Raw genomic sequence first — 25,576 nt, 5'->3', positions numbered from 1 at the left:
CGAAAGCGGTTTCCGGACATGTTGAGATCAGGCGCAACAATAGGCCCGGGCCCAGCCATGGCAAGCAAGATTATTCCGCAGCCACGGCGCTCCTGATGCGTCCCTTTCAATCGACAAGGCGACGAGTGATTTGAATTGCTGGACGATTTTTCCTCGGACAGTTTCCCATCCGGGGACTTATACCGGGCTGGCGGCAAGCCTCGTCTCGCGGAACATCGGTGCACGCCTGGCGTCGATCGCTTCCATATTGCCGACAAGGAAGTCGGCGCGGACGACGCGTCGCAGAACCTCTGGATCCAGGAGGTTGATGAACCTTACCCCGATGCGTTCCTTATGGCGGTAGACCTCGGCGCAACCGATGCGATAAGCCAGGCCGAGGATGTTCAGATAATAATGTTTCGGCAGACCGGCGGTTGTCGAGACGATGAACGTCGCACCGCCCTGCGATATGTCGATGATCTCGGCGCTTCGCATCGACACGCCGGTGAGGCACGGCCGCACGGCGACGATGCGGGCCGGCCGCTTGACGTGGAACTCTTCCCAGCGCAGGTCGTAAATGGCGGATTTGACCGTCGCAAGGTGTGTGGCGCGGAGCATAGTCATCTTACATTCTCCGTCAGACAGGGCACAGTTGGGGTTCTTGCTCTGAGCAAGCTGATCTTGCTCCAGTCACGGTCCCATGAATGTTTTGCACATTCGTCAAACATATGATGACAATTTTAACGAGTTTAAATTTTGATCCCAAGCGGGACTCCTGATGTTCACAATCGGCACGCAGGCTGTCATGCCAAGCTCGATGGCGGATTGCGCCGCGATCATTTCCGGCGCTGTTTTCTCGAACTCTTTCAATGGCCGGGCGTTCTGTCTAGATCGGCGAGCAAGGGGCGCGTCGATGACGACAGCGAGGAGTTGAAGATGACCGACGTCAGAATCCCCGGAAAATCATGGATCGTAGTCTGCAATGGAGCCAAGGCCCTGATCATGCAGAACGCCGGCGATGCCCAGCTGATGAACCTGAAGGTGTTGGAAACCCTGACGCAGCCGAACGAGCCCGATCGCGAACTCGGCGCCGACAAGCCCGGCCGCAGCCATGCCGCAGACGGATTGAGCCGCAGCGCTGTCGAAGAGACCAGCTGGCAGGAGCAGGCCGAAGCGCAATTTCTGAAACATGTGGCGGAGCGAATGGACGAGCTGACGCAGGCAAAGGATGCGCGCCGTATCGTCCTCATCGCACCGCCGAAGGCGCTCGGCACCTTGCGGCCGGCGCTGAGCGCCGAGACGCAGGCAGCGATATCGGCGGAATTGGCGAAAGACTATACCAATCTGCCGATCGACGAGATCGAGCGGCATCTCGCAGCATGATGAAACCGATCGATGAACTGACGCGGGCCTCTGGCCCGCATTTCTTGTTCGCTTCAGACCAACGGTCTCTCTCCGGCAAACAGATCCTCATGATCGGCAAACAGTGTGGCCAGGCGATCGATGACCGTCTTGACTTCCGGCCTTTGCCGCTCGTCGTCATGCGCGACGATCCACATCTCGTAGGTCAATTCATCGATGACAGGCCCGGCGCGGACGAGTTTGCGCTCCTGGTCGGCGATGAAACAGGGCAGCACGCCGCGGCCGGCGCCGCCTCGGATCAGGTAAAAGAGCATATGCGGCGTGTTCGTCCAGCTGGTGATCCAATAATCCGGCTGTTCGAAAGTCCACTTGTCCGCCGGTGTGATGGCGATGTCCGTTCCGAGTGAGATCCAGTTGCAATTGGTCTCGTCGTAATCGGCCGCCTGATAAACCGCATGCGCCACCTTGACTGAACGGCGGATCGCGACGTTGCCGCCGTCCGGCCGGCTGTGGCGAATGGCGATATGCGCCTCGCGATAGGTGAAATCGACACTCGCGTCACAAGTCTTGTAACACATGCGAAAACAGTCTTTCGGCGTCCAGACGCTGGCCAGGTGGTCGGCGATAAAGCGCGACGTCCAGCTGTCGACGACCGTCGACACAATCGGCAGCGTCAGCACTTCACCGCGCCAGTCGGAAATCGCCCGGGCCGCATCCTGCATCAGCCGGACGCGATCGAGCAGCTCCTGACCGTCCTTGGCAAGCAAGTAGCCTGTGGGACCGCGGTTGAACAGCGACCGGCCGGTCACACGTTCGAGCGCCAGCATACGCCGGCCGATCGTCGGCGCACTGAGCCCCGTCCGCGCCGCCGCCGCCGATAGACCGCCGCCGGTCGCGACATGGAAGAAAAGCTGCAGGTCGTCCCAGCTCGCCTCTTTCATGGATGAAAACCCCCTTTCCTCCATGCCTCTACATAACGGGGGCGTGAAGGCTTAGCTCAACTACTCCAGCAATAGATGGAGGATAGGCAATGCTTCTCAACTGGGTAGTTCTCTTCAACGAGGTCGCGTCCCGCAATTGCCGGATGCGCCGCGATCCCATGGCCGATCCGCTCGATGGCCCGGAATGGCGCGGACTTCTCTGGATCATAGCGATCATCGCGCATCTCTCGGCAACAAGAGGCGAGACGAGGAGGCCGCGCCGGGACCGGGCGGTGATTGGAAGACGCCTCAGTTTTCGAAGCTCAGTCGCAGCACGTGGTGCAGGAATTCCGGATTGAGCAGCATGTTGAAGCTGATCGTCACCAGTTCGTTTTCGCGCTTGACCAAGGTGGCGCCGATTTCGTCATGGATGCCGAGTATTTCGAGAAAGAAATGACTCGGCATCTCCAGGCTCGGACTGACTTCGAGCACGGCGCCGGCAAGTGTGATCGTGCGGATCAGGCAGCGTACCTGCGTCCCGGTGCTGAGATGGTGGCCGACGAAGATGATATTGCCCGGCCTGTCGAGATTGAATTCCCGGTAAGCACGTTCCGGCTTGGGGTGTTCTGTGTCGAGGTGCATCTGAAAGGCCCTTTTAGCCTCCGCTCATCGTAAGCAGAGAATAATGCAAGAGTGCTGACGATTGCTGAAGATTGTCGTTAAGTTTGAAGGTTTTTGCCGAGATCGGCTGAAAATCGCACCGATTCCGTCCAGATCTGCTCCAAATTCGCGCAATTCGGGGGGCAGCCGCGCCATTCTTGACATGCCGACAGCGATCGCGCATACAAAGCCCCGGTTCGAGGCACCAGCCGCTCGCGGATGAAAATCCATGGTGAAGCCCTCGCGATCATGGTCACGGCCCCTTGTGCATGCTGACTGACGGCAATGCGAGCTCCCATTGACAGTCGAAGAGCATGCCTTGCGAAGGCTCACTCCATGACGACCTATCCCGGCATTGAAGAACTGAAGGCCCAGGCCAAGCGCCTGCGCCAGGCGATGAACGATCGCGGCAGCGCGCTGACCCACAGTGCGGCCTTGGAAATGATCGCCCGCCAGCACGGCGCGCGTGACTGGAACACGCTGGCGGCTCTGGCGGCAAAACCCAATGCGGCTGCGAAGACGCCGCTCTTCGTCGGCGCCCATATTCGCGGCCGCTATCTCAATCAGCCGTTCACTGGCGAAATCCTCTCGCTTTCGGCTCTGCCGGGTGGCCTCTACCGGATCACCATCCATTTCGACGAAGCGGTTGACGTGGTCACCTTCGAGAGTTTTTCAGCCTTTCGGCGGCGCGTGAGTGCACAGATCGATGCCGACGGCGTCTCCCCCAGGAAGACCTCGAACGGCGTGCCTCATCTGGCGCTCGATCTCTGATTTGCTCCTCATCCTTTCCTGGCTGCCCGCATGCGCTTGTTCAAGCGCAGCGGATGTCGCCCGATATCACACGGATTTCTCCATGACCGATCCTTCCAAAGGCAATGACTTCCTCACCGGCTGGCTGCCGGGCGTATTCATCAGGACTGCGGCGCCGATCGTCGCGATCACTACCGTCAACGGCCTCTTTGCTGTCGTCGACGCCTATTTCCTGGGCGCCTATGTCGGCCCCGACGCGCTCTCAGCCGTCAGCCTGATCTTCCCGGGGTTGATGCTGCTGGTCGCCCTGCAATCGCTCGTCTCAAACGGCATGGGAAGCATCCTCGCCCGCCGGCTCGGTGCCGGCGATCGCCAGGGCGCGCGCCGGGTATTTTCCGGCGCCCATACGCTGGCGCTCGCCGTCGTCGTGATCCTCATCGTGATCTACTGGACCCTCGGCGAGCGGATCATCGATGCCGGCGCCGCCGAGAACACGGCCGTGGCCGACGGCGCCATGCTTTTCATGGGCGCGATGATCGCCGCGACGCCGGTGAGTTTTTTCCTGTCGCTGCATCTCGACGGTCTGCGCTGTGAAGGCAGGATCGGTTTCATGACGGCGGTCACGCTCTCGGCCTCGCTGCTCAACATCCTCGCCAACTGGCTGTTCATGGCGGTGATGCATTGGGGCGTGCTCGGTTCGGCCGCAGGCTCCATCGCTTCGCAATTCGTCTGTCTCGCCGCCGTGCTCGTCTATCGCTGGCGCCGGCCGGCGACGCTCAGGCCTTCTCCCGCATTCGCCCTTGTCGAATGGCGCGGCATTGTCGCCTTGGGCGCTCCCATGAGCCTCGGTTTCATCGGCATATCGCTTGCCTCGGCCGCGATTCTGGTCAACGTCTCGCTCTGGAGCACGCGTGATCATACCGCCACCATTGCCGCCTACGGCATCATCACCCGTATCCTGACCTTCGCCTATCTGCCGCTGCTTGGTCTCAGCATCGCCCTACAGACGATCGCCGGCAACAATCACGGAGCCGGCCTTGGGTTGCGCGTCGGCCGCAGCCTGCAGATCGCCATGCTCTCGGCGCTCGTCTATTGCAGCTTGGTGGAGATCACGGTGGAATTGCTGGCTGGCCGCATCGGCGCCGTCTTTGTTGGCGATCCCGCCATTATCGCCGAGGTCAGACGAATTCTGCCTTGGACGATCGGCGCCTATTTTCTCTTCGGGCAGATGCTGATCCTGTCGTCCTATTTCCAGTCGATCGGCGATGCGCCGCGCGCGGCGATCTTCGGTCTGTCGCGACCCTATCTTCTCACCCTGCCTCTCACATTCCTGCTGCCTTTCGTCTTCGGCGAGCAGGGAATCTGGATGGTGCCTATTTTTGCCGAGGCAGGCATGGTGGTGTTTGCCTTGCTGGTGCTGTCTGAGAATGCCAGGCGCCGCGGCTGGCGATACGGGCTTCTGCCCACCTGAGAGACGGAAGCCGCGCCTTCCTGCGCGGCTTCCGTCGATTGGCTTCTATTCCTTGCCGCTCTGAGCAGCCGATGTCGAAGCCTCCGCCTCGTTCAGTGCCTCGGCGCATTCCCGGCAGCAGACTTCGACGGTCTTGCCGCCGAGCTTGACGGTGATGGTCTCGGCGCCGAGTTCGCAGTCGCAGGCAGCGCATGTGGTCTTCTTCATCGGGTAATCCTCCATTGATCGTCTCCGGATCGGGACAGCATCATAAGAGCATCGAAGACCGCGTCATCGCTGTCGAAAACTTTAGCGATTATCAACTCGGAAAGGCTCTAAGGTCGGCGTCGAAGTTGCGCCGAGCGCTGGAATTCGGCCGGAGTCTGACCGAAGGCCTGTTTGAAGGAAGCGCTGAAATGACTGTGGCTGGAAAAGCCGAGATCGAGCCCGAGCGCGGTCAGATCCTCATACTGGCCGAGCAAATCGAGCGCCCGGGCAAGCCGCAGCCTCAGCTGATAGCGATAGAGCGGCGTGGCCTCGACCTGCTGGAAGACCTGGGTGAGGTAAACAGGGGAAACGCCGACTTCCGAGGCGATTTCCGCAAGCGTCCAGCGTCGCGCGAGATCGGAGGAAAGCACCAGCTTTGCCCGGTCGACGAGTTTCTGCCGGCCGAGGCTGGCGCCGGCCGCATGCGAGGTGCGCTCGCCGAGCGAGCGGCGAACCAGCGTCAGGGCCAGCGTTTCCGCCTCGAGCGTTTCGGCGACGTTGCGTCTGAGACCGTGGCGCAGCAGGGCGACCAGCGCTTGCGCGCGCGGGTCGATCCGCCGGCGCTGGCGGCGGAAGGAAAAGGCCGGGCCGGGCTGGGCCTGCTCCTTCGGCGCCAGCTCTTCCAGCATGGATTCGTCGATCGACAGGTCGATGCAGCCGTCGCCGCCCGCGATCGGATGGCTGATCCGATAGCCCTGACCGGCATTGAAGAACAGCACCTGATTGGCTTCAGCCACCGTATCCGTGCGGCCGACATGGCGCATAAAGACGCCGCGATAGGGATAGACGAGGCTTGTCTTGTGAGCACATTCCTCGTCGCTCTTGTGGCGGCACTCGCCATTGCAGACGACGTCACGAATGGTGACGGTCTTGGTTTTCAGGAGCAGAGCTGTTGAAAACTGCGACATTGTATCGTCCGGTTCAGGCAGGCAGCCGGACAAGGCTGCGCAGGGGCACAGTACCACAGTGAGTCTGATGTTTCAGTAGCGGCTGTAAACGTGCACGTCGCTTTCTGTCTGCCCCCGGGAGAGGCCGACATCCTTCAACTGATCGTCGGAAAGTTCCATCAGCGCATTGTAGTTGCGCCGTTCGCTGATCTTGCGCCCCAGCCAGCGGACTGCTGCGGCGGCTGCAGAACGAAGGCCGGGCCGCCGCGAAGAGCGGATATTGCTGGCCGGTATCGTGAAATGCGAGCTGTGCATGATGATCCTCCATCCTCATTGGATGGAGGCAGTGAACCATCACCGACAGTTTGGCGCTGTCAGATTATTTAGCGATCGAGCGCGGCCTTCATGCCTTCAGCAGCCATTCGTGCTCGGCGGCATTGTGGAATTTCCATATCCGCTTCGGCCCGGCCATGACGTTGAGATAATAAAGATCATAGCCGTGCGTTGCCGCGCAGGGATGATAGCCCTTCGGCACCAGCGTCACGTCGCCGTCCTCGATGGCCATCGCCTCGTCCAGCGAGCGGTCGTCGGTGTAGACGCGCTGGAAACCGAAACCCTGCGGCGGGTTGAGGCGGTGGTAGTAAGTCTCCTCCAGGAAGCTCTCGTTCGGGAGGTCGTCCTGATCGTGCTTGTGCGGCGGATAGGAGGAGGTATGGCCACCCGGTGTGATCACCTCGACGACGAGCAGCGAATGCGCCGAATTATCGTCCTCAGGCATGATGTTGTTGACGTAGCGCACATTCGTGCCCTTGCCGCGCGTCACCTGCGGATGCGTGCCGGGCGGGATCGCCTTTGCCTCATAGCCGCCGCCGCCGGGCGCCGAGCAGACAGCCAGTTCCAGATCGGTCTCCGCCGTGACCGACCACGTCGAGCCCATCGGGATATAAAGCGCATGCGGCGCCCCGTCGAAGGGATTCATCCGCTCGCCGAGCGTCCCGAAATCCTTCGCGCCGGCCGACGCCTTGCCTTTGCCTGTCACCCAGACCAGGCAGACTTCCCGATCGCCGGTCTCTCCCGAAACCGTCTCGCCCGGCTTGATGCGGTGCAGATCAAAGCCGACATAGGTCCAGCCGGCATTTTCCGGGGTGACATGCGTGACGCGGCCATGTGTGCCGGATGGTTTCACCTTGAGGTTTGGCATTGGTGTTTCTCCTCGTATGTTGGTGGGCGCAGCCCCCTCATCCGGCTACCGCCACCTTCTCCCCGAGGGGAGAAGGGATATGCCGCGCCGTCGCTTTTCGCTTCTCCCCTTACGGAGAAGGTGCCCGAAGGGCGGATGAGGGGGCCGCTTGCTCCAGCGGTCCGGTCAGTTCGTCCCTCTTGTGGGGTCTTTCGTCCCGTTACCCCTTCGGAAAGCCTTCCGTTTCCACAGTATAACCAGCCGCGGTCATGACGCGCATCAGTTCGGCATGGCCGATCTCGGCCATTTTCTGCGGCGGCGCCTTGCGCGGATCCTGTTCGGCCTCGACGACGAACCAGCCTTCATAGCCATGGTCGGCGAAGCGTTGGACGATGGCGCCGAAATCGAGCGAGCCGTCGCCCGGCACTGTGAAGGCGCCAAGCGCCACGGCGTCGAGGAAAGACTGCCGGCTGCGGTCGAGCCCATCCACGACGGATTGACGAATGTCCTTGACGTGGACGTGGTTGATGCGCGCGTGGTGATTGTCGATGGCGCGCAGCACATCGCCGCCGGCAAAGGCCAGATGCCCGGCGTCGAGCAACAGCGGAATACCTTCGCCCGAAGAGCGCATGAAGGCGTCGAGTTCCGGTTCGGTTTCGACGACGGCGGCCATGTGGTGGTGATAGGAGAGCGGCATGCCCTTCTCAGCGCACCATTCGCCGAATTCCGTGACGCGGCGCGCATAGGCCTTCATCTCGTCGTCGGAAAGGCGCGGCTTGGTCGCGAGCGGCTTGGAGCGGTCGCCCTGAATGGAGCGGCCAACTTCGCCATAGACGATGCAGGGCGCGTTGACGGCCTTGAACAGCTCGATCATCGGCGCAATGCGGTCCTTGTTGGCCGAGAGCTCCTCATTGACAAGCGTGCCGGAGAACCAGCCGCCGCACAGCGTCACGTCCGCGGCGCGCAGGATCGGCAGCATCTCTTCCGGGTTACTGGGGAAACGGCGGCCTTGCTCCATGCCGGTGAAACCGGCGCTGCGCGATTGCCGCAGGCATTCTTCGAGCGACACATCGTCACTAAGCTCAGGAAGGTCGTCGTTCCACCATGCTATGGGCGACATGCCGAGTTTGGCCTTCATCAATATTCTCCTTAAAGACATTGCGGAGGAGCGGGTCGGCTCCTCCGGAAAAACGGGTTAACCTGTTCAGCCAATGCGCTGGGAGCCGCGGGCTTCGACATAACCCTTGCGCGCCTGGTTGACTTCTTCGCGCGGGCTGACTTCCGGCACCGCGACATCCCACCAATGGCCGCCGGCCTCAGTGGTGATCAAGGGATCGGTGTCGATGACGAAGACGGATGTACGATCGTTCTTCTTAGAATCGACGATCGCCTGCTCGAGTTCGGCGATGGAACTAACCTTGACAGCGATGGCGCCCATGCTTTCGGCATGCGCGCGAAAATCGATCTCAGGCATCACCTCGTGATAGGAATCCTTGAGCAGATTGTTGAAGTTGGCGCCGCCGGTTCCCATCTGCAACCGGTTGATGCAGCCGTAGCCGCGATTGTCGAGCACGACGATGTTGAGTTTGACCCCAACCATGACCGAGGTCGCAATCTCGGAATTCATCATCATGTAGGAACCGTCGCCGACCATGACGACGACATCCCGTTCAGGGCGCGCCATCTTGGCGCCGAGCCCGCCGGCGATCTCGTAACCCATGCAGGAGAAGCCGTACTCCATATGATAGCTGCCCGGCGCCGTCGCCGGCCAGAGCTTGTGCAGTTCGCCGGGCAGACCGCCGGCGGCGCAAAGCACGGTCGTGTTCTCGCCGCCGAGCGTGCGGGCCACCGCGCCGATCACCTGCGCATCGGAAGGCAGGGCGGTGTTGGTCGCCGCCATAGCTTTGGTGGCAGCCTCCATCCAGACCTTCTTTTCCGCCGTTGCCTTCTCGGTAAGTGCCGCCGGCGCCTTCCAGCCGGAAAGGCCTGCCGAAAGCGCCTTCAGCCCTTCGCGCGCATCAGCCACCACAGGGTGGCTGTCGTGCTTCACCGCGTCATAGGCGGCGATGTTGAGGCCGACCATCTTCAGGCTGTCATTTTTGAACAGCGCCCAGGAGCCGGTCGTGAAATCCTGGCAGCGCGTGCCGACGGCGATGACGAGATCCGTCTCTTCGGCGATTGCGTTCGCCGCCGAGGTGCCGGTGACGCCGACCGAGCCGAGCGCCAGCGGATGGGTCTCGTTGATCGACGACTTGCCGGCCTGAGTGACAACGACGGGGATGGCGTGAGCTTCGGCAAAGGCGGCGAGTTCCTTCGTCGCCTGCGAATAGAGCACGCCGCCGCCGGCAACGATCACCGGCTTCTCAGACGCCTTGATCAGCGCGACAGCATTTGCCAGCTCGTCCGCATCCGGTTGCGGCCGCCGGGTCGTCCAGACTTTTTCTTCGAACAGGCTTTGCGGATAATCGAATGCCTCAGCCTGAACGTCCTGGCAGAGCGACAATGTCACCGGCCCGCAATCGAGCGGATCGGTCAGCACCTGCATGGCGCGCTTCAGCGCCGTGATGATCTGCTCCGGCCGGGTGATCCGATCGAAGTAGCGCGAAACCGGGCGGAATGCATCATTGGCTGATACGGTGCCGTCGCCGAAATCCTCGATCTGCTGCAGCACCGGATCCGGCGCGCGGTTGGCGAAGACGTCGCCGGGCAGGAAGAGAACGGGAATGCGGTTGACATGCGCGACACCCGCGGCCGTCACCATGTTCAGTGCGCCGGGACCGATCGAGGTCGTGCAGGCCATGAAGCGCGTGCGGAAGTTTGCCTTGGCATAGGCGATCGCGGCATGCGCCATGCCCTGCTCGTTATGGGCGCGGTAGGTCGTCAATTCCCCGCGCACCTGATAAAGCGCCTCGCCGATGCCGGCGACGTTGCCGTGGCCGAAGATCGCCCAGACGCCGCCGAAGATCGGCACTTTTTTGCCGTCGACAACAGTCATCTGTACTTTCAGGAAATGCGCGACGGCCTGCGCCATCGTCAACCGTATCGTCTTGCCCATCGGGGCCTCCCGCAATCTTCGTTCTAGTTGGTTTCCCCTCCCCAACCTCTCCCCACAAAGGGGAGGGGCCACTCGTTGGGCTCGCCGCATTTCACCGCAACCTTGCGTCCGCACCAGAGCTCGTTTGTGGTGTGAAGCGATGCCTCAACTTAAGTCCCTCCCCCTTGTGGGGAGGGGTTGGGGAGGGGTCTAATTCTCAGTGAAGCCCACGCGTCTTAAGCCAAGCCTCTGTCAATTGCCGGAAGCGGCCGGCCATGTCGGCGATTGCCGCCTCGTCGCTTATCTCGCCGGAGAGCCAGGCGCGCGCCGGATCGGCAAAGATTGTCCGGCCGACGGCGAAGCCCTTCACCGAGGGAGCCGCCAGCGTCGCCTCGAAACAGGAGATCAGTTCCTCTGCGGGCGCTTCGAGCCCGAGAAGGACGATACCACGGCACCATGGATCATTTTTGGCAATCACCGCATCGATCTTCTTCCAGGCTTCGCCGGAAGCCTGTGGCTCCAGCTTCCACCAGTCAGGCTTGATGCCGAGCGCGTAGAGTTCCTCCAGCGCGGTGGCGATCGTATCGTCGGTGAGCGGCCCGTTCTTGCCGGCGATGATTTCCACCAGAAGTTCGCGGCCGACCTTGCGTGCGGCCTCGAATAGCGTGCGCAGCTTCTCCTGCTGCTCCGTCTTCAATTCGGCTGGATCGTCGGGATGATAGAAGCACAGGCACTTGATGCAATGGCTGAGCGGCCATTCGACAAGCTGCGAGCCGATATCCTGGCTGAATTCGAAGCGCAGCGGCTTCGAGCCCGGCAGTTCGACAGGCCGGCCGATCCAGGAGAAATTCTTCGTCGCCGCATCGAAGAAGGCGTCGCGGCCGAATCGCTCGTCGATCAGCATGCCGTAGCCGTCGCGGCCGTTCGAAACGCGTGCTGCCGCCTCGACCGCCAGTCGCTTGAAGGCGACGATCTTCTTGTGGTCGACGCCGAGCTCGTCGGCGACGCTGACGAGCTGCGAGCGGTGGTCGATCGCAAGCGCCATCAGAAGCGGGATTTCGCCGCGGCGGGTGGATGCCCAGTGAATATGGTTGATCGACTCGTCCTTGCGCAGCGCCCGATGTTTGCTGCCGGTCTTCAGGAAGAAGTCGAGTTCGGCCCAGGTCGGATATTCCGGCGAGCATAGCAGGCGAGAGACCGCGAAGGCGCCGCAGGCATTGGCCCAGGTGGCGCAGGTCTGCAGCGGCTCGTCGCGCAGGAAGCCGCGCAGGAAGCCGGACATGAAGGCGTCGCCGGCGCCGAGAACGTTGAACACTTCGATGGGGAAGCCCTGGCCGACGATGCCGGCTTCGAGATCGTCGGCAATCGGCCCGTCATAGACGATGCAGCCCATGGCGCCGCGCTTGAGCACGATCGTCGCCGGCGTCAGCCGCCGGATCTCCTTCAGCGCGCCGAGCACGTCATCGGCGCCTGATGCGATGAGGATTTCCTCTTCAGTGCCGACAATGAGATCGCAATCGGGCAGCGTTTCCTTCATCTTCGAGGAGACTCGGTCGGATTTCACATAGCGTTCGAAGCCTTCCGCATGGCCGGCAAGGCCCCAGAGGTTCGGCCGGTAGTCGATGTCGAAGATAACCTTGCGGCCGTTCTCCTTAGCGATGCGGATTGCCTTGCGTTGCGCGGCTTCGGTGTTGGGCCGCGAAAAATGCGTGCCGGAAACGAGAACGGCGCGCGACGATTTGATGAAGTTCTCGTCGATATCGCCTTCCTCGAGCGCCATATCGGCGCAGTCGGAGCGATAAAAGATCATCGGCGACACGCCCTCGGCCTCGACCGCCAGCAGCACCAGCGCCGTCAGCCGTTCCTTGTCGGTGACAATGCCATCGGTCGCCACGCCCTCGCGTGCCGCCTGCTCGCGGATGAAGCGTCCCATCTGCTCGTCGCCGACGCGGGTGATGAGGCCGGACTTGAGGCCGAGCCGCGCCGTTCCGATGGCGATATTGGACGGGCAGCCGCCGACGGATTTGGCGAAGGAGGCGATGTCCTCCAGTCGCGAACCGATCTGCTGGCCGTAAAGATCGACCGAGGAGCGGCCGATGGTGATTACATCAAGCGCCGGCTCCGGCTGTGAACCCGGATTCGATTGTACCATGATGTCCTCCCACTAGATTTTGCGCGGCTTCCAGTGCCTGCGAATGTCGATAATGAAACATTGGTTCCGATATTTTGTCAATTCGGAATGTTTATTCCATTTTCTCTTTTCCAGCTTTGAGATGCTGACGCTTGCGGCGCCGCTCGGCAATTGCGACCGGCAGCGCCATGGTGAGCGCCATCGACGCTGAAAGCGAGCGGAACCCGGCGAAATCCGCTTCCGCCACCTCGAACCAATGCGTGGCGCAGGCGGCGAGCGGCGAAAAGGCCGAATCGGTAATCGCAATAACGGGGACGCCGCGATCGGCAAGCTCCTGGCTTTGGCTGAGGCTGTCGGCTGCATAGGGCGAGAAGCTCGCAGCGATCGCCGCATCCCTCGGCGATGCGAACTGCACCATTTCAGGATCGACTCCGTTCGGCGAGGCGACGATCTGGTGGCGGATGTTGAGCTTGGAAAATGCGTAGCTCATGTGCGCCGTCAGCGGATAGGAGCGGCGCTTGGCGATCAGGTAGATCGTTTCGGCGGTGGCGAGGATATCCACCGCCTTCGTGAACGTCTCGCTTTGAACCGTCGCAGCCAGTCGGTTGACCGACTGGTTCGCCGCGGCAATGAATCCGGAAAGCAGGTTGGCGTCTTCGTCGTCGCCGCTCGTTTGCTCCAGCGTGACGAGCCGCTCTTCATAGCTCAGCGTCCGGTCGCGCAGTCTTTCGCGGAAGATGCTCTGCAGATCGGAAAAGCCTTCATAACCGAGATGATGCGCGAGGCGTACCAGGGTCGAAGGCTGGACGTCGGAGGCGGCCGCGATGCTCGCCGTCGTGCCAAAGGCGATTTCGTCGGGATTGCCGAGCGCGAAGGCGGCGACCTGCGCCAGCCGCTTCGGCATGTTCGCCTTACGCTCGATGATGGTGCTGCGCAGGCTTTCGAAATCGCGCGGCACGCGCGCGTGCCTTTGGGGATCATTATCCATGCTTGCGGCTCACGGGATGAAACAAATATTCCATATCGCCGAGCATAGACGATTTCGAACGGCGCGCCTAATTGTTTTTAATCACCTGAAATTGAATGGGTTTTATACAATCGCACCGAGGAATGAAGGCCATATGCCTGCCGACGGTCTCTTGTCAAAATGATCCAAATATTCCAAAAATCCGCGCACACTTCTGGAGGAGACGGAAATGAAGCCACTTGGCATCGGTTTGATCGGCACGGGTTATATGGGCAAGTGCCACGCGCTGGCCTGGAATGCGGTGAAGACCGTGTTCGGCGATGTCGAGCGTCCGCGGCTCGTGCACCTGGCTGAAGCCAATGCCGGGCTTGCCGAGGCCCGTGCCGGCGAGTTCGGCTTCGAGAAGGCAACGGCCGACTGGCGGGCGCTGATCGCCGACCCCGAGGTCGACGTCGTTTCCGTCACCACGCCCAATCAGTTCCATGCCGAGATGGCGATTGCAGCCTTGGAAGCCGGCAAGCATGTCTGGTGTGAGAAGCCGATGGCGCCCGCCTATGCCGATGCCGAGCGCATGCTGGCGACGGCGGAGCGTTCCGGCAAGGTCGCCGTTCTCGGCTATAATTACATTCAGAATCCCGTCATGAGGCACATCAGGAAGCTTGTCGGCGACGGTGCCATCGGTACGGTCAATCATGTCCGAGTCGAAATGGACGAGGATTTCATGGCCGATCCCGACGTCTTCTTTTATTGGAAGAGCGAGCTTTCCGCCGGCTATGGTGCGCTTGACGATTTCGCCGTGCACCCGCTGTCGTTGCTCTGGTATCTTTTTGGCCACGTCGAGGCCGTCATAACAGACATGGTGAAGCCCTACGCCGACCGTCCGCTCTACGAGGGTGGCCGCCGTGCCGTCGAAAATCACGATGCCGCCAACGTGCTGATGCGGCTCGGCGGCGGCATCTCCGCGGTGTTGATGGCGAATCGCGCCGCCTGGGGTCGCAAGGGGCGGATCGCCCTGCAGATTTACGGCTCGAAAGGCTCGATCCTCTACGACCAGGAGCGCATGAACGAGTTCGAACTCTATCAGGCAGAAGGCCCCGGTTCGGAGCAGGGCTTCCGCAAGATACTGGCGGCGCCTGCCCATCGGCCCTATGATCGCTTCATCCCGGCTCCTGGCCATGGCCTCGGCTTCAATGATCTGAAGATCATCGAGTGCCGCGAGCTGATCCGGGCAATATCGGGCGAGCCGTCGTCGATCGTAACATTTAAAGACGGTCTCAGGATAGAAAAGTCGGTGCATGCCATGGCACAGTCCTTCCACGAGCGTCGCTGGATCGAAATCGGCTGAATGTAAGAAGCCGCTTTCCGTTGACGGCGCATGGGGCAGGGGATAGGCCTTGGCGTAAGTGTCGAGCCTAGTTTCAGGAGTGAGATCGTGACGGATAAAGTGGTGATCATCGGCGCGGGACAGGCGGGTTTCGCCTTGGCGGCCAAACTGCGTGCTTTGAAGGATACGCGCCCGATCACCCTCATCGGCGCCGAGGATGTAGCCCCCTATCAGCGCCCGCCGCTTTCGAAGAAATATCTGCTCGGCGAAATGAGCTTCGACCGCCTGCTGTTCCGCCCGGAACACTGGTATGCCGACAACGACGTCGATCTTCGCCTTTCGACCTGGGCCGAGCAGATCGAGCGGGACAGCAAGCAAGTTCTGCTGCAGGACGGCTCCGTTCTCGACTACGGCACGCTGGTGCTCGCCACCGGCTCGACGCCGCGCCGGCTGCCGGCGGCAATCGGCGGCGATCTCGAAGGCGTCTATGTCGCCCGCGACAAGCGCGATGCCGATCTGCTGGCCGATGAAATGCGCCCCGGCCGGCGCGTCCTCATCATTGGCGGCGGTTACATCGGCCTCGAGGCTGCGGCAGTCGCCCGCCATCGCGGCCTTGAGGTCACGGTCATCGAAATGGCCGATCGCATCCTGCAGCGTGTCGCGGCGAAGGAAACGGCCGACCTCATGCGCGCCATTCACGAGAGCCACGACGTGGTGATCCGCGAGAAGACCGGCCTGAAACATTTGATCGGCAAGGATGGCCGGGTTTCCGGCGCCGCCCTTTCCGACGGATCGGTCATCGACGTCGATTTCGTCGTCGTCGGCATTGGCGTGGTGCCGAACGACCAGCTTGCCAAGGAAGCCGGCCTCGAAGTCGCCAACGGCATCATCGTCGATGAATTCGCCCGCACCTCCGATCCGGCGATTTTTGCGGCCGGCGATTGCGCAGCACTTCCATGGCAGGGTGGGCGCATCAGGCTCGAATCGGTGCAGAACGCTGTCGACCAGGCTGAAGCTGCGGCAGCTCTCATCGCCGGCGGCGACGAGCCCTATCAGCCGAAGCCGTGGTTCTGGTCCGACCAGTACGACGTCAAACTCCAGATCGCCGGTTTCAATCTGGGTTATGACGACACGCTTTTGCGTCCGGGCGCCCGCGAAGGTGCTCATTCGATCTGGTACTTCAGGGAAGGTCAGCTGATCGCGGTCGACGCGATCAATGACGCAAAGGCTTATGTGACCGGCAAGAAGCTGCTGGAATCTGGCACCAATCCCGATCGAGCGATCCTCGCCGACCCCTCGGCCGATCTCAAGAGCCTATTGAGCTGAGTCCGCAAGCGGGCGCCGCCAGGCTCATGCGCTTGAAGGACGATCGGCCGAGCTCTCCGAGGAAGGGCGCAGACGAGCGATTGTTCTCGTCTGTCCGTCAAAAGCCGAAACGCCGGCCCCTGCATTTCTTCTGGTGAAAACTCAAAAAACCCTTGCATTCAAAGACCGCTCACCCTAGTTAGGCCGCACCGGAGAGGTGGCCGAGTGGTCGAAGGCGCTCCCCTGCTAAGGGAGTATACGTCAAAAGCGTATCGTGGGTTCGAATCCCATCTTCTCCGCCATAATTCCTTAGAAATCCCGAAATTGCTGGCTTTTCGGTCTTTGGCCGAAGGTTTTGTCGCCAACTGCTACACAAACGTGCTACACGCGCGGGCATGGACGACATGGCAAAACCTCCGGGCCTCGTGCAGCGTGGCCGCATCTGGTACTATCGCAAGCGTGTTCCGAAAGACCTTGTTGCGCGCTACGGCAAGCGTGAAATTCCCATCAGCCTCGATACCGAAGACTACAAGACTGCTCTTGGCCGCTTTCACGAGGAAGCCGCCAAGCTTGAAGCGGAGTTCGCCGAGATACGCCGCCGCCGCGAAATATTCACCACTCCCGTAGCGGCGGATGTTCCGGCAAACGTTTTGACCGTCAGCGAGGAGGAAGCGATTGCCGTCGCGAGGGCGCTCGTCGCGGAACGGCTCGCCAACTATGACAGGATCACCGCAAAAGAGAAAACACCGCCCTCGCAGGATGCGCTCGAAGACCTTCGGCACGAGATCAGCGGTGACATTGGTCATTTGCGGGATCGGGGCAGTGAGGAAGCCAATCAGCTTGTTTATGGTGCCACGATCGATGCACTTAAGAGGAGCGGCTACGTTGTCGCTGACCGTCAGCGCATCGATAGCCGCGTTCTGGATTTGGTTCGCCGAGCGCTGGTGGTTGCCAACGAGATCGAGTTGGCGCGGATCGACGGCGATTTCGCGGACGATCCCGGCGATGTGTTGTTTACAGGGTTGAGCAGCACCGATCTTTCAAAGGTCGCCGATGCGCGAAAGCTGAAGGTTTCCATATCCTCGGCCATCGAAACGTTCTGGGATCGAGTGATTTCCTTGGAGCCCAAAGCGCCGAAAACGGAGGTAAAATACAAGGCGATCTTAGGCGTCATCAAATCCTTTTTCGGCGCGGATACGGCGATTGAGACTGTTACCCGCGAGCAGTGTTTCGCCTTCCGGGATACCATTGCTAGATTGCCGCCGAATTACGCCAAGAAAAGGGATGCGCCACCCGAAGGAGCCTCGCTGGACGACGTTATCTTATATGCTCGCGTCAATGAGCTTCCTGTGATGTCTTACGGCACTCAGGCGCTCTATGTAGCCTTGATGGTACGCCTGTTCACGTGGGCGGGCCACGAGCGGCTGACCAAAGACTTGGTGGTGGTCGATATCAAACCGCGCGGCAAGCGCCCGGCCAAGGACGAATTAAGAGGTTCATTTGATGGAGACCAGCTTACAGCGATTTTCAATGCTCCGATTTACCGAGGCTGCAAGGACGACGGATACGGCTTCTCGACGCCGGGGCCAAACATATTCAAGCGCAGCCGCTACTGGCTGCCGCTGATCGCTCTTTTCGCGGGCATGCGTGAAGGCGAAATTCTGCGCCTCTCCGCAGATAATGTGCGCGTCAGCGAAAACGGCACCTCCTATTTCGACCTGAGCAAACACAAGGGGAAGAATACCTACAGCCGACGTGAAGTCCCGGTGCACTCCATGCTCATCAAGGCGGGTTTTCTGACGTTTGTGGAGGAAAAGCGCAAGTCCAAGGACCGCGCCCTTTTCCCGGACGTTCCTCCGGGAGCCGATGGCACCCAGACGGCCATTTTCTCCAAGCGCTTCGCCACCTTCCTGAAGGCATGCGGCATCAAGGATATGGATACGAAAACTTGTTTCCACATGTTGCGCCACACCCTCAAGGATGCTCTTGATAGAGGCCAAGTGCCGGAAAACTACAGCGAAGCCCTGCAGGGCTGGTCCCGCAGCATGAAGACCAGCCGCTCTTATGGACAAGGTTTTGAGGCAGAAACATTGAAGCCTTGGATCGAGAATGCCATTTTTCCGAAATTTGACCTGTCCCACATCACTGGGAAGGATTGATATCTCTGCGATGCCAATTAATGCGGCTCGACAAATCCGCTCGTGCCCCCATGAGGCTATTGGCGATGACGGCGTGGGTGAGGGGCAAGAGCCAGCTGTAATGACGCCGGCAGGATTTGGCATCGGCTGGCAACGCTCGGTTCCTTCGACCTCGCTTATCTTCTGGACATGTAGTCTTCGCCAGTAGAACCACATGCTACACCAATTGCGCGCGTGTATCTCGCAGACTATATGGTTGGTGAGTTGCATGGAGGGCACATGAGCAATCAGAAAAAGGTCATATCGGGGGAGAAGGCAACGACGGGTGCATGGGTCCTTCACCACGATCAAAAATTGACGGCAGTAAGGTCTTCAGATTTTGGGAATATCTCTCTTGCAGGCAGGGCTGGACGGCTTTTGTCAGTAATGTCTAAGGAGGATGAATGGGACATAAACAATGACAGGCTTACGGAACTTGCCAGAGTAAATGGCATCGAGAAGTTCGCTCTACCCGGCTTGTTAGATGAGTTGCGTAAAGCAGGATTGATAGACCGGGGGAAGGACGGTGTTTCCGTTTTGGGGGTCACCCAAGCAAGTCTCTTGGGGCATACGGCTGATTTATTTGAGGTGCAACAGCCGGAAAAACTCGAACGGGCGGTCATCGATCTTGCAGAGCGGGCCAGCCAATCACCCGTTGCTCGGTCAGACTGTGAAGAGGAAATATCTGACACCCACAAGCTCAGCAGAGCCGAACGTGACGATCTCTTCTCACTCTCCGAGCAGATTGGCTTCGTCGACTTCGAGAACGGCAAATTGGATAGGCTTTATTTTAACGGTTCGTTGTTCTCTCGCGAGAATGCTGAGAAGGCTAAAAGCGTACTAGAGGGCCTGAATTCTGAAGAACAAAAGCTTTTGCTGGAGGCTGACAACCTGCTTTCTAGGATGGGATGCGCGCCGGCAGAAACGCTGAAAAAGCTACTTGGCCCAATCCTGTGGAGCAAACTTCACCAGATAGCGTACTTCGAGGTGAGTGTTGTCGCAAATGAACAAGGTGCAACGGAGTTCGTCATGAAGCCCGCTTCGTTGGCAAAGTTCGTGCCGGGTGGATTGGCGGACATGCTGGATGACGCCAAGGCGCTTGCGAGTAGCCTGACCTATGGAATTGTGAAAAGCTCGCACGTCAGGGGTGCTATTCGCGATCCGGAGGTGCTGATAAAGGTTTTCATCAATCGTGGCTACGTGGAGGGGTGGGCCGAGGCGCTTCGCGAAGATTACAAATTGTTGGAGCGCAGAGGAGTTGTGACCGTAACCTCCTCCAGCAGAGGACACCGGTTGACGTTGAACAAGCCGGAAGTTGCAGAAATGGCGCGAGAGTTAATTCTAAAGGGGGACGCGACGCAGGCGGCAGTTCATGTTGCGGCAAGTCACTCAGCGGCACAATTTTATGGACCTAAACATACTCGGCAAGCGGAGCGGCTGAAAGACATCCCCGAAGCCAAGAGTGGCGCTGCTCGCGCCCTAAGCGTACTTCGAAAGACAAGATGATGAATGAGTTCGCGCAGAAAAACGTCGACAAAGGAGGAGCGCTTGAGGAAGCGCTACGTCATTACTTTCTCGGGATGGGAGCCTTTGTCATTAGGGGCGTTCCTTTTAAGCAAGGCAAGGAAGATATCACCGACATAGATCTCTGGGTCTACACAAGGGCTAACGTTCACGCCCGCCACGTTTCGATTGTTGACATAAAGAACAAAAAGCGCGCCAAGGCTTTTGAGCGCATTGTCTGGGTAAAAGGATTGCAGGCGGCGGTCGGGGCGGATGATGCGGTTGTCGCTACGACAAGTTCCGTCGATGCGGTTGCTCCTTTTGCCAAGCGCTTAGGGGTCAAGCTCCTTTCCAAGGGCTCCCTCGCGCCAATTCAAGCGAGATACGGCAATAGTGTTAGGCTGTCGAACGAAGATATTCTCGACCGTTGGCGCAATGTTAACATTCGAGGTGCCGAAACCCTGAAATCACGCTGGCTGACATCGCTGGCGGAGCTAAGCACAGGTATCACGTTCGCTGCGCTGAACATTTGGGTAGACGACGCTGCCGAGCTTTATGCACTGTCGATTGATCGAGAGCGAAAGCCCGGCGAGCTTGCTCGCGCAGCTTACTTTTTCTCTGCGCTGGTCGCGATTGCGGCGGATTTCCTCGGCAAGGGAGAGGTCTTCAGTGAGCATGAGGTGCGCCGCTCATTTTTCAAGAACGGATTGCTTTTTGGCCGCCCCGATCCCGATGCTAGCAAGAAATTTACAGATTTTGCCGAACAGCTAGTCACAGAATATTTGGACCAAAGCGGTGCCTCGGCGGCCCGAATACGAAGTGGGTTCGAGCGCTCACTTGAAAATCTCTCAATCAACAGCTTAGTAGAGTTCTTTTCTAAGCCCGCAGCGGGACGAGAACTTGTCGACGGAGCTATAGCTTTGGAGGCAGCCTCATTTCGCCCCGACCTTCCGCAGCCATCGGAACTCGGTCGTGAGGCCAGAACTATCATCGGATTGATCTTAGACTACGCAGGTCTTCCCCGCGCACATTTTCTTGGAGCTGGGAAAGAGGCGGACCGTGAGGTTAAGACCAACGTAAAGGACGGCGATAAATCCAGCACATTGGAATTTCCGTTTGATAAAACATCCACTTAAAAACAACAGAGCAGCTACTACCGTATAGATCCGGCAATTGAGGGGACGACATGCCGATAACCAAGGGGGCGGGAAATCCGGATTGGACGTGGGATGAAACGCTCTTAGCGCTCGACCTGTTCTACCGGCATGGCGGGCCAATTGATCGAAATCACGCGGACGTGCACGCGTTGTCAGCAGCATTAAGAGCAGCGGTGATTTTCCCAAAAGACGGACGCAAAGATAATTTTCGGAACCCCGATGGAGTGAGCCTTAAATTGCAAAACCTGCAATCGGCAATTGACCCGTCTCGCGGGTTATCCTCTTCAAAGCGGGATCGAGAAGTAGTTGCGGAATTTCCGCACTCAAGGCGGGAGGAATTAGCTCGGATTGCGGCGGCGATCTTACATTTGATATCAAATGAAGTGCAGCCGCTCGAATTGCCGGACGATGAAGTGTTCATCGAAGGGCAATTGATAACCGCTTCGCATAGGCGTCGCGACAGCCGCATTCGGCGCAAGCTCCTTGAGAAGAGTGGTGACAAACTGGTATGTCAGATCTGTGACTTCTCCCCGCCCACTCTGGCTCGGCCATTGCAAGAAAGCTTCTTTGACGCGCACCACATTGTACCTCTGTCGAATGCCTTGGGAGACGTTCGCACCCGTCTAGCGGACGTGGTCCTACTATGTGCCGGATGCCACAAGTTCGTCCACAAGCTCATTGCCAGCCAAAAGCGCTGGGTGAGTATTCCGGAGGCGCGGTCGGTGTTCTCCATTAAGGACGGACCAATTCGAAGCAGCCTCACGGGCGGGTGACCCGGGGACTTTCGATGCTGCTGCACACCCCGAGCCGGTCTGTCGACGAAGGGCCAGCGCTGGATTTTGGCCTAAGCGAAGACAATTGCCGGTCGCCGGAAATCTTGAGCATTCACAATTTTGGGTTGAAGCGCGCACAAAGTGTTCTGCTGATATTGTTCGCGAAAGAGGGCGCAGTGGCACATCGTTCACGACGAAGTTCCCGCCTCGCTCGGCCCGCGTTGCGCGAAGCGAGAGCGAGATGGCTGAAGGCATTGTCGCCGAGGTGAACGATTGAGATCGTGAACGTCCGATATCTCCTGCGACGCCTGAACGATCAGGAACCGGCCGCCTTACCTAAGGTGGAGACTATAGGATGTGCAGGCATTTGAGCAGTCCGCGGTGGATGCATAGGTTCTCTCGCAAATTTACAGATTTCTTGTGCGTATTATATGCAAAAACTTGATGATTTCCTGTGGTAACATTGCCAATCACGTTGAAATGATAAAGAAGTTTGAGTATTTCCACAGAAGAAAGTGGAGCTTTATTTCCATTACTATTGTACATCATCTCGTATGATGCATCAAATTCTTCTTTTGAGAAGATTGGCTTTCGCATTTCGGAAAACAGATCCAAAATCTCGGCGATATCGTCCACGATAGAATGCATTTCGTCGATTATCTCTCGACGCATATACTCAGACTGCAGTTCGTCAGCTTTCTTTATGATGTCAGCGTTGATCTTGTGAGAGCCCCGCTTCAGCGCCATTCCAGCGCATTCTCTGACATAGCTGATTGCATCGCGGGGTCGGTAGAATGTTGAGCGAAGCATATATTTGAACGCATCCTCAGAACGGCGATGGCGGTTATTCTGTCTGATCTCGGAAGTTTCAAACACCGTGTGCCACGCATCCTTGAACGATTGCACAGGCGCTTTTGAGTTAGTGGCTCGCGAAATACGAAATGCTATCAATGCCTCAAGTGAGTTTATGTCCCATTGGAGCTTCAACGATCTATCAAGCCACTTGTTCTTATCGGGGTCGCGACAGAGGTCAAAAATATCGTCACGTATAAAGATCACCGGAATGATTTTCGTGTTGGTTCGCGAAGCTGAATGGCGAACGTTTTGTGCGGCCTTGAACAGACCGACGAGCAATTCAAAGTATTTCTCGCGGCGATCTGGCTGTAGTATGTCTTTATAATCCTCGTCGAGAGCATCGAACATAATGTAGTACGTCGACTGGTCGATCTTATTTTCAATAAATTCGGCTATGGCGTCTGATTTTTCTTTCCACGTCGACGTTGTCTCGACCGGAACTCCCGCAGTCTTGTTAGCGCCCACACCAAAGATACTAAAGCCAAATCCCGGCGAGGTAATGGTTTTAATTGACTTTGAAAGCGCCTTTTCGATGTCAACATTCAATGCTTTTGCTAGGTCGAACTCGATTTTCGAACTAACAGCATGGTTTTCGGCCATCATAGAGCAAATGCATGTATTTATAACATATTCCCATATGGTGATGTACTGGTTTGGCGCTGTGTATGATGTGTCCTTTAGATCGTATAATATATTGAATGGGAAGCTGCCGAATGACAGTACTCTGGAGAAGTGATCGTGTGATTTCTTATTGCTAAGGTACTCAGCAATGGCTGTTTTCCCGGTGCCCTTTCTGCCGATAACGAAATTTTTCAGCCCGCGTTCGATTAGATTAACGTCATTGTAATGGTAGAAATACCTTTCGGTGTCCTCCTCCTTTGCCTCGATTGACCACGAAGCGATTTCGGACATAACGTCTTTGTTAACCACTTTATTTTTCCCCAAGCCCAGTTCCGTCGAGAAAATCAGAGGTATCACTTCCGGCCGCGACTAATCAATCATTCGTCCGGCGTCTCGAACAACCTTGCCCCAGTTGGACAGCGTCATGCATTTATCTTCCGTCTCACTGAAGTTATCCCTTGAGTTTTTGAGGCAATTTCTCATTATGTCTAAAAAGCATATGAGAAACAGAGGCTTATCTCATGATTATAGGCTACGCGAGAACCTCCACGGCGGAACAGGAAGCGGGGCTTCAGGCGCAAATCCGCGATCTCGGTGCAACGGGTTGCACTAAAATATTCAGCGAGCAGGTGTCTTCTGTCGCCGAACGGCAGCAGTTGAAAGCCGCCATGGAGTTCGTCCGGGAGGGCGACACGTTGTGCGTAACGAAGCTGGATCGTCTTGCCCGATCCACGGCTCATCTGCTGTCTCTGGTCGAGCAGTTGGAGAAGAAGGGCGTGGCGCTACGCATTCTCGATTTCGGCGGTGGCGAGGTCGATACAAAGTCCCCTTCCGGCAAGATGTTATTGACCGTGTTTGCGGCCATGGCCGAGTTCGAACGCAGCATCATGCTCGTTCGGCAGCGGGAGGGCATCGCGGCGGCAAAGGAAGCCGGAAAATACAAGGGTCGTGCTCCTACCGCCCGCCGCAAAGAAAAGGAAATCCTCTCCCTGAAGCACGCGGGTATTGGCGCGAGCGAGATTGCTCGTCAACTTCGGATCGGTCGGGCGTCGGTTTATCGTGTGTTGGCGACACCGACCTAACAGTATCGGCACCGTTGCAATTCTATTTGCGCTTCCGCCCACCCCTTAGAGGTTGAGGCGGAGCGTCGCCAGCGGCGGGCTCGCGGAAGAGTTCTTCCAAAGGCACAGCCAACGCCTCCGCGATTTTGTCAAGCAAATCCACAGTCGGATTTTCAGCCTGCCGCTCTAGTCCCCCAAGATATGCGCGATCAACGCCAGCGTCGGCCGCCAGCTTGTCTTGGGAGATAAGCTGATCCACCCGCAATCGTCGCAAGTTCCAAGCAACAAGAGCTCGACCATTCATCCTTGGAGCTGGACTATTTCTGTGCCTAAAAAACCACTGGCTATAGCCACATGAAATGTTTTCCTTTTTACCGGTTGTTGTATTGTCCTCGCTGTTCAAGTGCGCGTCGGAGGTAGTCTCCGATCATCAGAGAAAGACAGGGATTGCGAGCTTCGCAGGACGTACCGCGAGATCGCCCACCGGGGAGCCAGAATGTTTTCCAGAAGTCAGGCAGACTATGAAGAAGGCGCAGCGAGTAAACGTCACCGCCCGGTTGGGAGGGGCCTTTTAGCCATAGGCGCGGCAATCGGATTAACGGCATGTGATCTGGCCCACAGTCAAACTTCTGCAGAAAACGCAGTCACATCTGATGCGGCTGTTCCGAGTTTCGGGAAATGGAGCGTCTACAGCGAAACCGATCCAATGACAGACAAGAAGATCATCGCGATCCGACTTGCTGCCGAGAATGATGGGGGAGGTTCAGATGTGCTCCTGAGCGTCTATTGCAGCAAATTCAATGGCTGGTCCACTGTCAGATGGAACAAGTTTCTAGGCGGCGAGCGCGAAGGAGGCGTCGAGATGAAAGAAGTGACTTACCGGCTGGGCAATGCGCAGCCTGTGGTAGTCGAATGGCCTGTGTTGGAAAATCGGTCCACTACCCGGATTGCGGATGCTCCGAAGTTTATCACGCAAGTGCGCGAAACGGAGAAGCTTGTGCTCCGGATTGAGCCATATCAAGAGTTGGCCGTGACAGCCGTGTTTGACACAAAAGGGTTGAAGGCAGCCTTGCTGGCGAATTCGCCTGAGTGCGATTGGTATGTTCGCGATATTCGATGGGCGGAATATCAGGCTAAGCAAAAAGCGCAAGCTGGCAAGACGGGGTTGCAACAATGAGCGAAATCCTTTTCGCTCACATCGCCAGCTCCGTTG

Annotated in this window: 25 protein-coding genes and 1 tRNA gene; 13 read left to right on the top strand and 13 right to left on the bottom strand. The window is 58.4% G+C overall.

The window, feature by feature from the left end:
* Positions 1-177 precede the first annotated feature (177 nt).
* Positions 178-603: a PilZ domain-containing protein gene (locus ACQ7C1_RS07620; protein ID WP_183703864.1), complete on the bottom strand. Its 426-nt coding sequence runs from the start codon at positions 601-603 to the stop codon at positions 178-180.
* Positions 604-915: 312 nt separating this feature from the next.
* Between ACQ7C1_RS07620 and ACQ7C1_RS07615 the strand changes: the two genes are divergently transcribed.
* The gene (locus ACQ7C1_RS07615) at positions 916-1,362 is read left to right on the top strand and encodes a host attachment protein (RefSeq protein WP_085780021.1); all 447 of its coding nucleotides are present in this window, start codon (positions 916-918) and stop codon (positions 1,360-1,362) included.
* A gap of 53 nt (positions 1,363-1,415) precedes the next feature.
* Here ACQ7C1_RS07615 and ACQ7C1_RS07610 read toward each other — a convergent pair whose 3' ends face one another.
* A complete protein-coding gene (locus ACQ7C1_RS07610) occupies positions 1,416-2,282 on the bottom strand; it encodes a LysR family transcriptional regulator (RefSeq protein WP_430957844.1) in 867 nt (288 codons plus the stop codon).
* Positions 2,283-2,371: 89 nt separating this feature from the next.
* Between ACQ7C1_RS07610 and ACQ7C1_RS07605 the strand changes: the two genes are divergently transcribed.
* The gene (locus tag ACQ7C1_RS07605) at positions 2,372-2,620 is read left to right on the top strand and encodes a hypothetical protein (RefSeq protein WP_085777545.1); all 249 of its coding nucleotides are present in this window, start codon (positions 2,372-2,374) and stop codon (positions 2,618-2,620) included.
* On the opposite strand, the gene ACQ7C1_RS07600 is transcribed toward ACQ7C1_RS07605, so the two are convergent.
* Positions 2,571-2,903 carry a hypothetical protein gene (locus ACQ7C1_RS07600; protein WP_097599778.1) on the bottom strand — a complete coding sequence of 111 codons (333 nt, stop codon included), beginning with the start codon at positions 2,901-2,903 and terminating at the stop codon, positions 2,571-2,573. The two genes, ACQ7C1_RS07605 and ACQ7C1_RS07600, sit on opposite strands and share 50 nt — an antisense overlap.
* 354 nt (positions 2,904-3,257) lie before the next feature.
* Here ACQ7C1_RS07600 and ACQ7C1_RS07595 point away from each other — a divergent pair, with 354 nt between their 5' ends.
* Entirely contained in the window at positions 3,258-3,692 is a 435-nt protein-coding gene (locus ACQ7C1_RS07595; protein WP_176536306.1) for a glyoxalase superfamily protein, read from the top strand.
* Between the two features lie 82 nt (positions 3,693-3,774).
* Positions 3,775-5,142: an MATE family efflux transporter gene (locus tag ACQ7C1_RS07590; protein WP_430957842.1), complete on the top strand. Its 1,368-nt coding sequence runs from the start codon at positions 3,775-3,777 to the stop codon at positions 5,140-5,142.
* Positions 5,143-5,187: 45 nt separating this feature from the next.
* On the opposite strand, the gene ACQ7C1_RS07585 is transcribed toward ACQ7C1_RS07590, so the two are convergent.
* The 8 genes from ACQ7C1_RS07585 to ACQ7C1_RS07550 form a co-directional block, all read right to left on the bottom strand.
* Complete coding sequence (locus tag ACQ7C1_RS07585) at positions 5,188-5,349, bottom strand: hypothetical protein (protein ID WP_176536305.1); 162 nt, start codon at positions 5,347-5,349, stop codon at positions 5,188-5,190.
* A 107-nt stretch (positions 5,350-5,456) separates the two neighbouring features.
* Positions 5,457-6,296 (bottom strand): helix-turn-helix transcriptional regulator, encoded by an 840-nt coding sequence (locus ACQ7C1_RS07580; RefSeq protein ID WP_221127625.1) that lies wholly within the window; start codon positions 6,294-6,296, stop codon positions 5,457-5,459.
* A 72-nt stretch (positions 6,297-6,368) separates the two neighbouring features.
* Positions 6,369-6,590, bottom strand: coding sequence for a DUF1127 domain-containing protein (locus ACQ7C1_RS07575; protein ID WP_430957841.1), 222 nt, complete (start codon positions 6,588-6,590; stop codon positions 6,369-6,371).
* An 88-nt stretch (positions 6,591-6,678) separates the two neighbouring features.
* A complete protein-coding gene (gene iolB, locus ACQ7C1_RS07570; protein ID WP_097599772.1) occupies positions 6,679-7,476 on the bottom strand; it encodes a 5-deoxy-glucuronate isomerase in 798 nt (265 codons plus the stop codon).
* Positions 7,477-7,675: 199 nt separating this feature from the next.
* Positions 7,676-8,593, bottom strand: a complete 918-nt coding sequence (iolE, locus tag ACQ7C1_RS07565; RefSeq protein ID WP_285193128.1) for a myo-inosose-2 dehydratase — start codon at positions 8,591-8,593, stop codon at positions 7,676-7,678.
* Between the two features lie 66 nt (positions 8,594-8,659).
* Positions 8,660-10,510 (bottom strand): 3D-(3,5/4)-trihydroxycyclohexane-1,2-dione acylhydrolase (decyclizing), encoded by a 1,851-nt coding sequence (gene iolD / locus ACQ7C1_RS07560; protein WP_430957840.1) that lies wholly within the window; start codon positions 10,508-10,510, stop codon positions 8,660-8,662.
* A 196-nt stretch (positions 10,511-10,706) separates the two neighbouring features.
* On the bottom strand, positions 10,707-12,641 hold the full coding sequence (locus tag ACQ7C1_RS07555; RefSeq protein WP_430957839.1) for a bifunctional 5-dehydro-2-deoxygluconokinase/5-dehydro-2-deoxyphosphogluconate aldolase: 1,935 nt from the start codon (positions 12,639-12,641) through the stop codon (positions 10,707-10,709).
* A gap of 91 nt (positions 12,642-12,732) precedes the next feature.
* On the bottom strand, positions 12,733-13,608 hold the full coding sequence (locus ACQ7C1_RS07550; RefSeq protein WP_430957838.1) for a MurR/RpiR family transcriptional regulator: 876 nt from the start codon (positions 13,606-13,608) through the stop codon (positions 12,733-12,735).
* Positions 13,609-13,816: 208 nt separating this feature from the next.
* On the opposite strand from ACQ7C1_RS07550, the gene ACQ7C1_RS07545 reads away from it, so the two are divergent.
* The 7 genes from ACQ7C1_RS07545 (at position 13,817) to ACQ7C1_RS07515 (ending at position 21,826) form a co-directional block, all read left to right on the top strand.
* Positions 13,817-14,932, top strand: a complete 1,116-nt coding sequence (locus ACQ7C1_RS07545) for a Gfo/Idh/MocA family protein (protein ID WP_430957837.1) — start codon at positions 13,817-13,819, stop codon at positions 14,930-14,932.
* A gap of 87 nt (positions 14,933-15,019) precedes the next feature.
* The gene (locus tag ACQ7C1_RS07540; protein WP_430957836.1) at positions 15,020-16,237 is read left to right on the top strand and encodes an NAD(P)/FAD-dependent oxidoreductase; all 1,218 of its coding nucleotides are present in this window, start codon (positions 15,020-15,022) and stop codon (positions 16,235-16,237) included.
* 190 nt (positions 16,238-16,427) lie between these two features.
* Positions 16,428-16,518: transfer RNA gene (locus ACQ7C1_RS07535), tRNA-Ser, on the top strand.
* A 93-nt stretch (positions 16,519-16,611) separates the two neighbouring features.
* Positions 16,612-18,375: a DUF6538 domain-containing protein gene (locus tag ACQ7C1_RS07530; protein WP_430957835.1), complete on the top strand. Its 1,764-nt coding sequence runs from the start codon at positions 16,612-16,614 to the stop codon at positions 18,373-18,375.
* A 258-nt stretch (positions 18,376-18,633) separates the two neighbouring features.
* A complete protein-coding gene (locus ACQ7C1_RS07525) occupies positions 18,634-19,899 on the top strand; it encodes a hypothetical protein (RefSeq protein WP_430957834.1) in 1,266 nt (421 codons plus the stop codon).
* Positions 19,896-21,032 (top strand): hypothetical protein, encoded by a 1,137-nt coding sequence (locus ACQ7C1_RS07520; RefSeq protein ID WP_430957833.1) that lies wholly within the window; start codon positions 19,896-19,898, stop codon positions 21,030-21,032. Before ACQ7C1_RS07525 ends, ACQ7C1_RS07520 begins: the two co-directional genes overlap by 4 nt.
* A 50-nt stretch (positions 21,033-21,082) precedes the next feature.
* Positions 21,083-21,826, top strand: a complete 744-nt coding sequence (locus tag ACQ7C1_RS07515; protein ID WP_430957832.1) for an HNH endonuclease — start codon at positions 21,083-21,085, stop codon at positions 21,824-21,826.
* Positions 21,827-22,174: 348 nt separating this feature from the next.
* On the opposite strand, the gene ACQ7C1_RS07510 is transcribed toward ACQ7C1_RS07515, so the two are convergent.
* Positions 22,175-23,611, bottom strand: a complete 1,437-nt coding sequence (locus ACQ7C1_RS07510) for a P-loop ATPase, Sll1717 family (protein WP_430957831.1) — start codon at positions 23,609-23,611, stop codon at positions 22,175-22,177.
* A gap of 212 nt (positions 23,612-23,823) precedes the next feature.
* On the opposite strand from ACQ7C1_RS07510, the gene ACQ7C1_RS07505 reads away from it, so the two are divergent.
* Positions 23,824-24,384 (top strand): recombinase family protein, encoded by a 561-nt coding sequence (locus ACQ7C1_RS07505; protein ID WP_430957830.1) that lies wholly within the window; start codon positions 23,824-23,826, stop codon positions 24,382-24,384.
* A 22-nt stretch (positions 24,385-24,406) separates the two neighbouring features.
* Here the strand turns inward: ACQ7C1_RS07505 and ACQ7C1_RS07500 are convergent, their stop codons facing one another.
* Positions 24,407-24,667, bottom strand: coding sequence for a helix-turn-helix domain-containing protein (locus ACQ7C1_RS07500; protein WP_430957878.1), 261 nt, complete (start codon positions 24,665-24,667; stop codon positions 24,407-24,409).
* 192 nt (positions 24,668-24,859) lie between these two features.
* Here ACQ7C1_RS07500 and ACQ7C1_RS07495 point away from each other — a divergent pair, with 192 nt between their 5' ends.
* Positions 24,860-25,540 (top strand): hypothetical protein, encoded by a 681-nt coding sequence (locus ACQ7C1_RS07495; RefSeq protein WP_430957829.1) that lies wholly within the window; start codon positions 24,860-24,862, stop codon positions 25,538-25,540.
* The last annotated feature ends 36 nt before the right edge of the window (positions 25,541-25,576 follow it).

The sequence above is a fragment of the Rhizobium sp. Nf11,1 genome (genome assembly GCF_050587665.1).
Classification (GTDB): domain Bacteria; phylum Pseudomonadota; class Alphaproteobacteria; order Rhizobiales; family Rhizobiaceae; genus Rhizobium.
Note: the sequence above shows the minus strand (reverse complement) of the source record. Positions and strands in the feature narration are given on the sequence as shown.

Excerpts from the sequence above, each read along its gene's own strand:
- ACQ7C1_RS07555 (WP_430957839.1), bottom strand. The coding sequence starts at position 12,641 with ATGGTACAATCGAATCCGGGTTCACAGCCGGAGCCGGCGCTTGATGTA.
- ACQ7C1_RS07505 (WP_430957830.1), top strand. The coding sequence starts at position 23,824 with ATGATTATAGGCTACGCGAGAACCTCCACGGCGGAACAGGAAGCGGGG.
- ACQ7C1_RS07600 (WP_097599778.1), bottom strand. The coding sequence starts at position 2,903 with ATGCACCTCGACACAGAACACCCCAAGCCGGAACGTGCTTACCGGGAA.
- ACQ7C1_RS07495 (WP_430957829.1), top strand. The coding sequence starts at position 24,860 with ATGTTTTCCAGAAGTCAGGCAGACTATGAAGAAGGCGCAGCGAGTAAA.
- ACQ7C1_RS07550 (WP_430957838.1), bottom strand. The coding sequence starts at position 13,608 with ATGGATAATGATCCCCAAAGGCACGCGCGCGTGCCGCGCGATTTCGAA.
- ACQ7C1_RS07500 (WP_430957878.1), bottom strand. The coding sequence starts at position 24,667 with ATGAATGGTCGAGCTCTTGTTGCTTGGAACTTGCGACGATTGCGGGTG.
- ACQ7C1_RS07520 (WP_430957833.1), top strand. The coding sequence starts at position 19,896 with ATGATGAATGAGTTCGCGCAGAAAAACGTCGACAAAGGAGGAGCGCTT.
- ACQ7C1_RS07580 (WP_221127625.1), bottom strand. The coding sequence starts at position 6,296 with ATGTCGCAGTTTTCAACAGCTCTGCTCCTGAAAACCAAGACCGTCACC.
- ACQ7C1_RS07620 (WP_183703864.1), bottom strand. The coding sequence starts at position 603 with ATGACTATGCTCCGCGCCACACACCTTGCGACGGTCAAATCCGCCATT.
- ACQ7C1_RS07575 (WP_430957841.1), bottom strand. The coding sequence starts at position 6,590 with ATGCACAGCTCGCATTTCACGATACCGGCCAGCAATATCCGCTCTTCG.
- ACQ7C1_RS07515 (WP_430957832.1), top strand. The coding sequence starts at position 21,083 with ATGCCGATAACCAAGGGGGCGGGAAATCCGGATTGGACGTGGGATGAA.
- ACQ7C1_RS07525 (WP_430957834.1), top strand. The coding sequence starts at position 18,634 with ATGAGCAATCAGAAAAAGGTCATATCGGGGGAGAAGGCAACGACGGGT.
- ACQ7C1_RS07585 (WP_176536305.1), bottom strand. The coding sequence starts at position 5,349 with ATGAAGAAGACCACATGCGCTGCCTGCGACTGCGAACTCGGCGCCGAG.
- ACQ7C1_RS07605 (WP_085777545.1), top strand. The coding sequence starts at position 2,372 with ATGCTTCTCAACTGGGTAGTTCTCTTCAACGAGGTCGCGTCCCGCAAT.
- ACQ7C1_RS07610 (WP_430957844.1), bottom strand. The coding sequence starts at position 2,282 with ATGAAAGAGGCGAGCTGGGACGACCTGCAGCTTTTCTTCCATGTCGCG.
- ACQ7C1_RS07615 (WP_085780021.1), top strand. The coding sequence starts at position 916 with ATGACCGACGTCAGAATCCCCGGAAAATCATGGATCGTAGTCTGCAAT.
- ACQ7C1_RS07530 (WP_430957835.1), top strand. The coding sequence starts at position 16,612 with ATGGACGACATGGCAAAACCTCCGGGCCTCGTGCAGCGTGGCCGCATC.
- ACQ7C1_RS07590 (WP_430957842.1), top strand. The coding sequence starts at position 3,775 with ATGACCGATCCTTCCAAAGGCAATGACTTCCTCACCGGCTGGCTGCCG.
- iolB (WP_097599772.1), bottom strand. The coding sequence starts at position 7,476 with ATGCCAAACCTCAAGGTGAAACCATCCGGCACACATGGCCGCGTCACG.
- ACQ7C1_RS07545 (WP_430957837.1), top strand. The coding sequence starts at position 13,817 with ATGAAGCCACTTGGCATCGGTTTGATCGGCACGGGTTATATGGGCAAG.
- ACQ7C1_RS07595 (WP_176536306.1), top strand. The coding sequence starts at position 3,258 with ATGACGACCTATCCCGGCATTGAAGAACTGAAGGCCCAGGCCAAGCGC.
- iolE (WP_285193128.1), bottom strand. The coding sequence starts at position 8,593 with ATGAAGGCCAAACTCGGCATGTCGCCCATAGCATGGTGGAACGACGAC.
- iolD (WP_430957840.1), bottom strand. The coding sequence starts at position 10,510 with ATGGGCAAGACGATACGGTTGACGATGGCGCAGGCCGTCGCGCATTTC.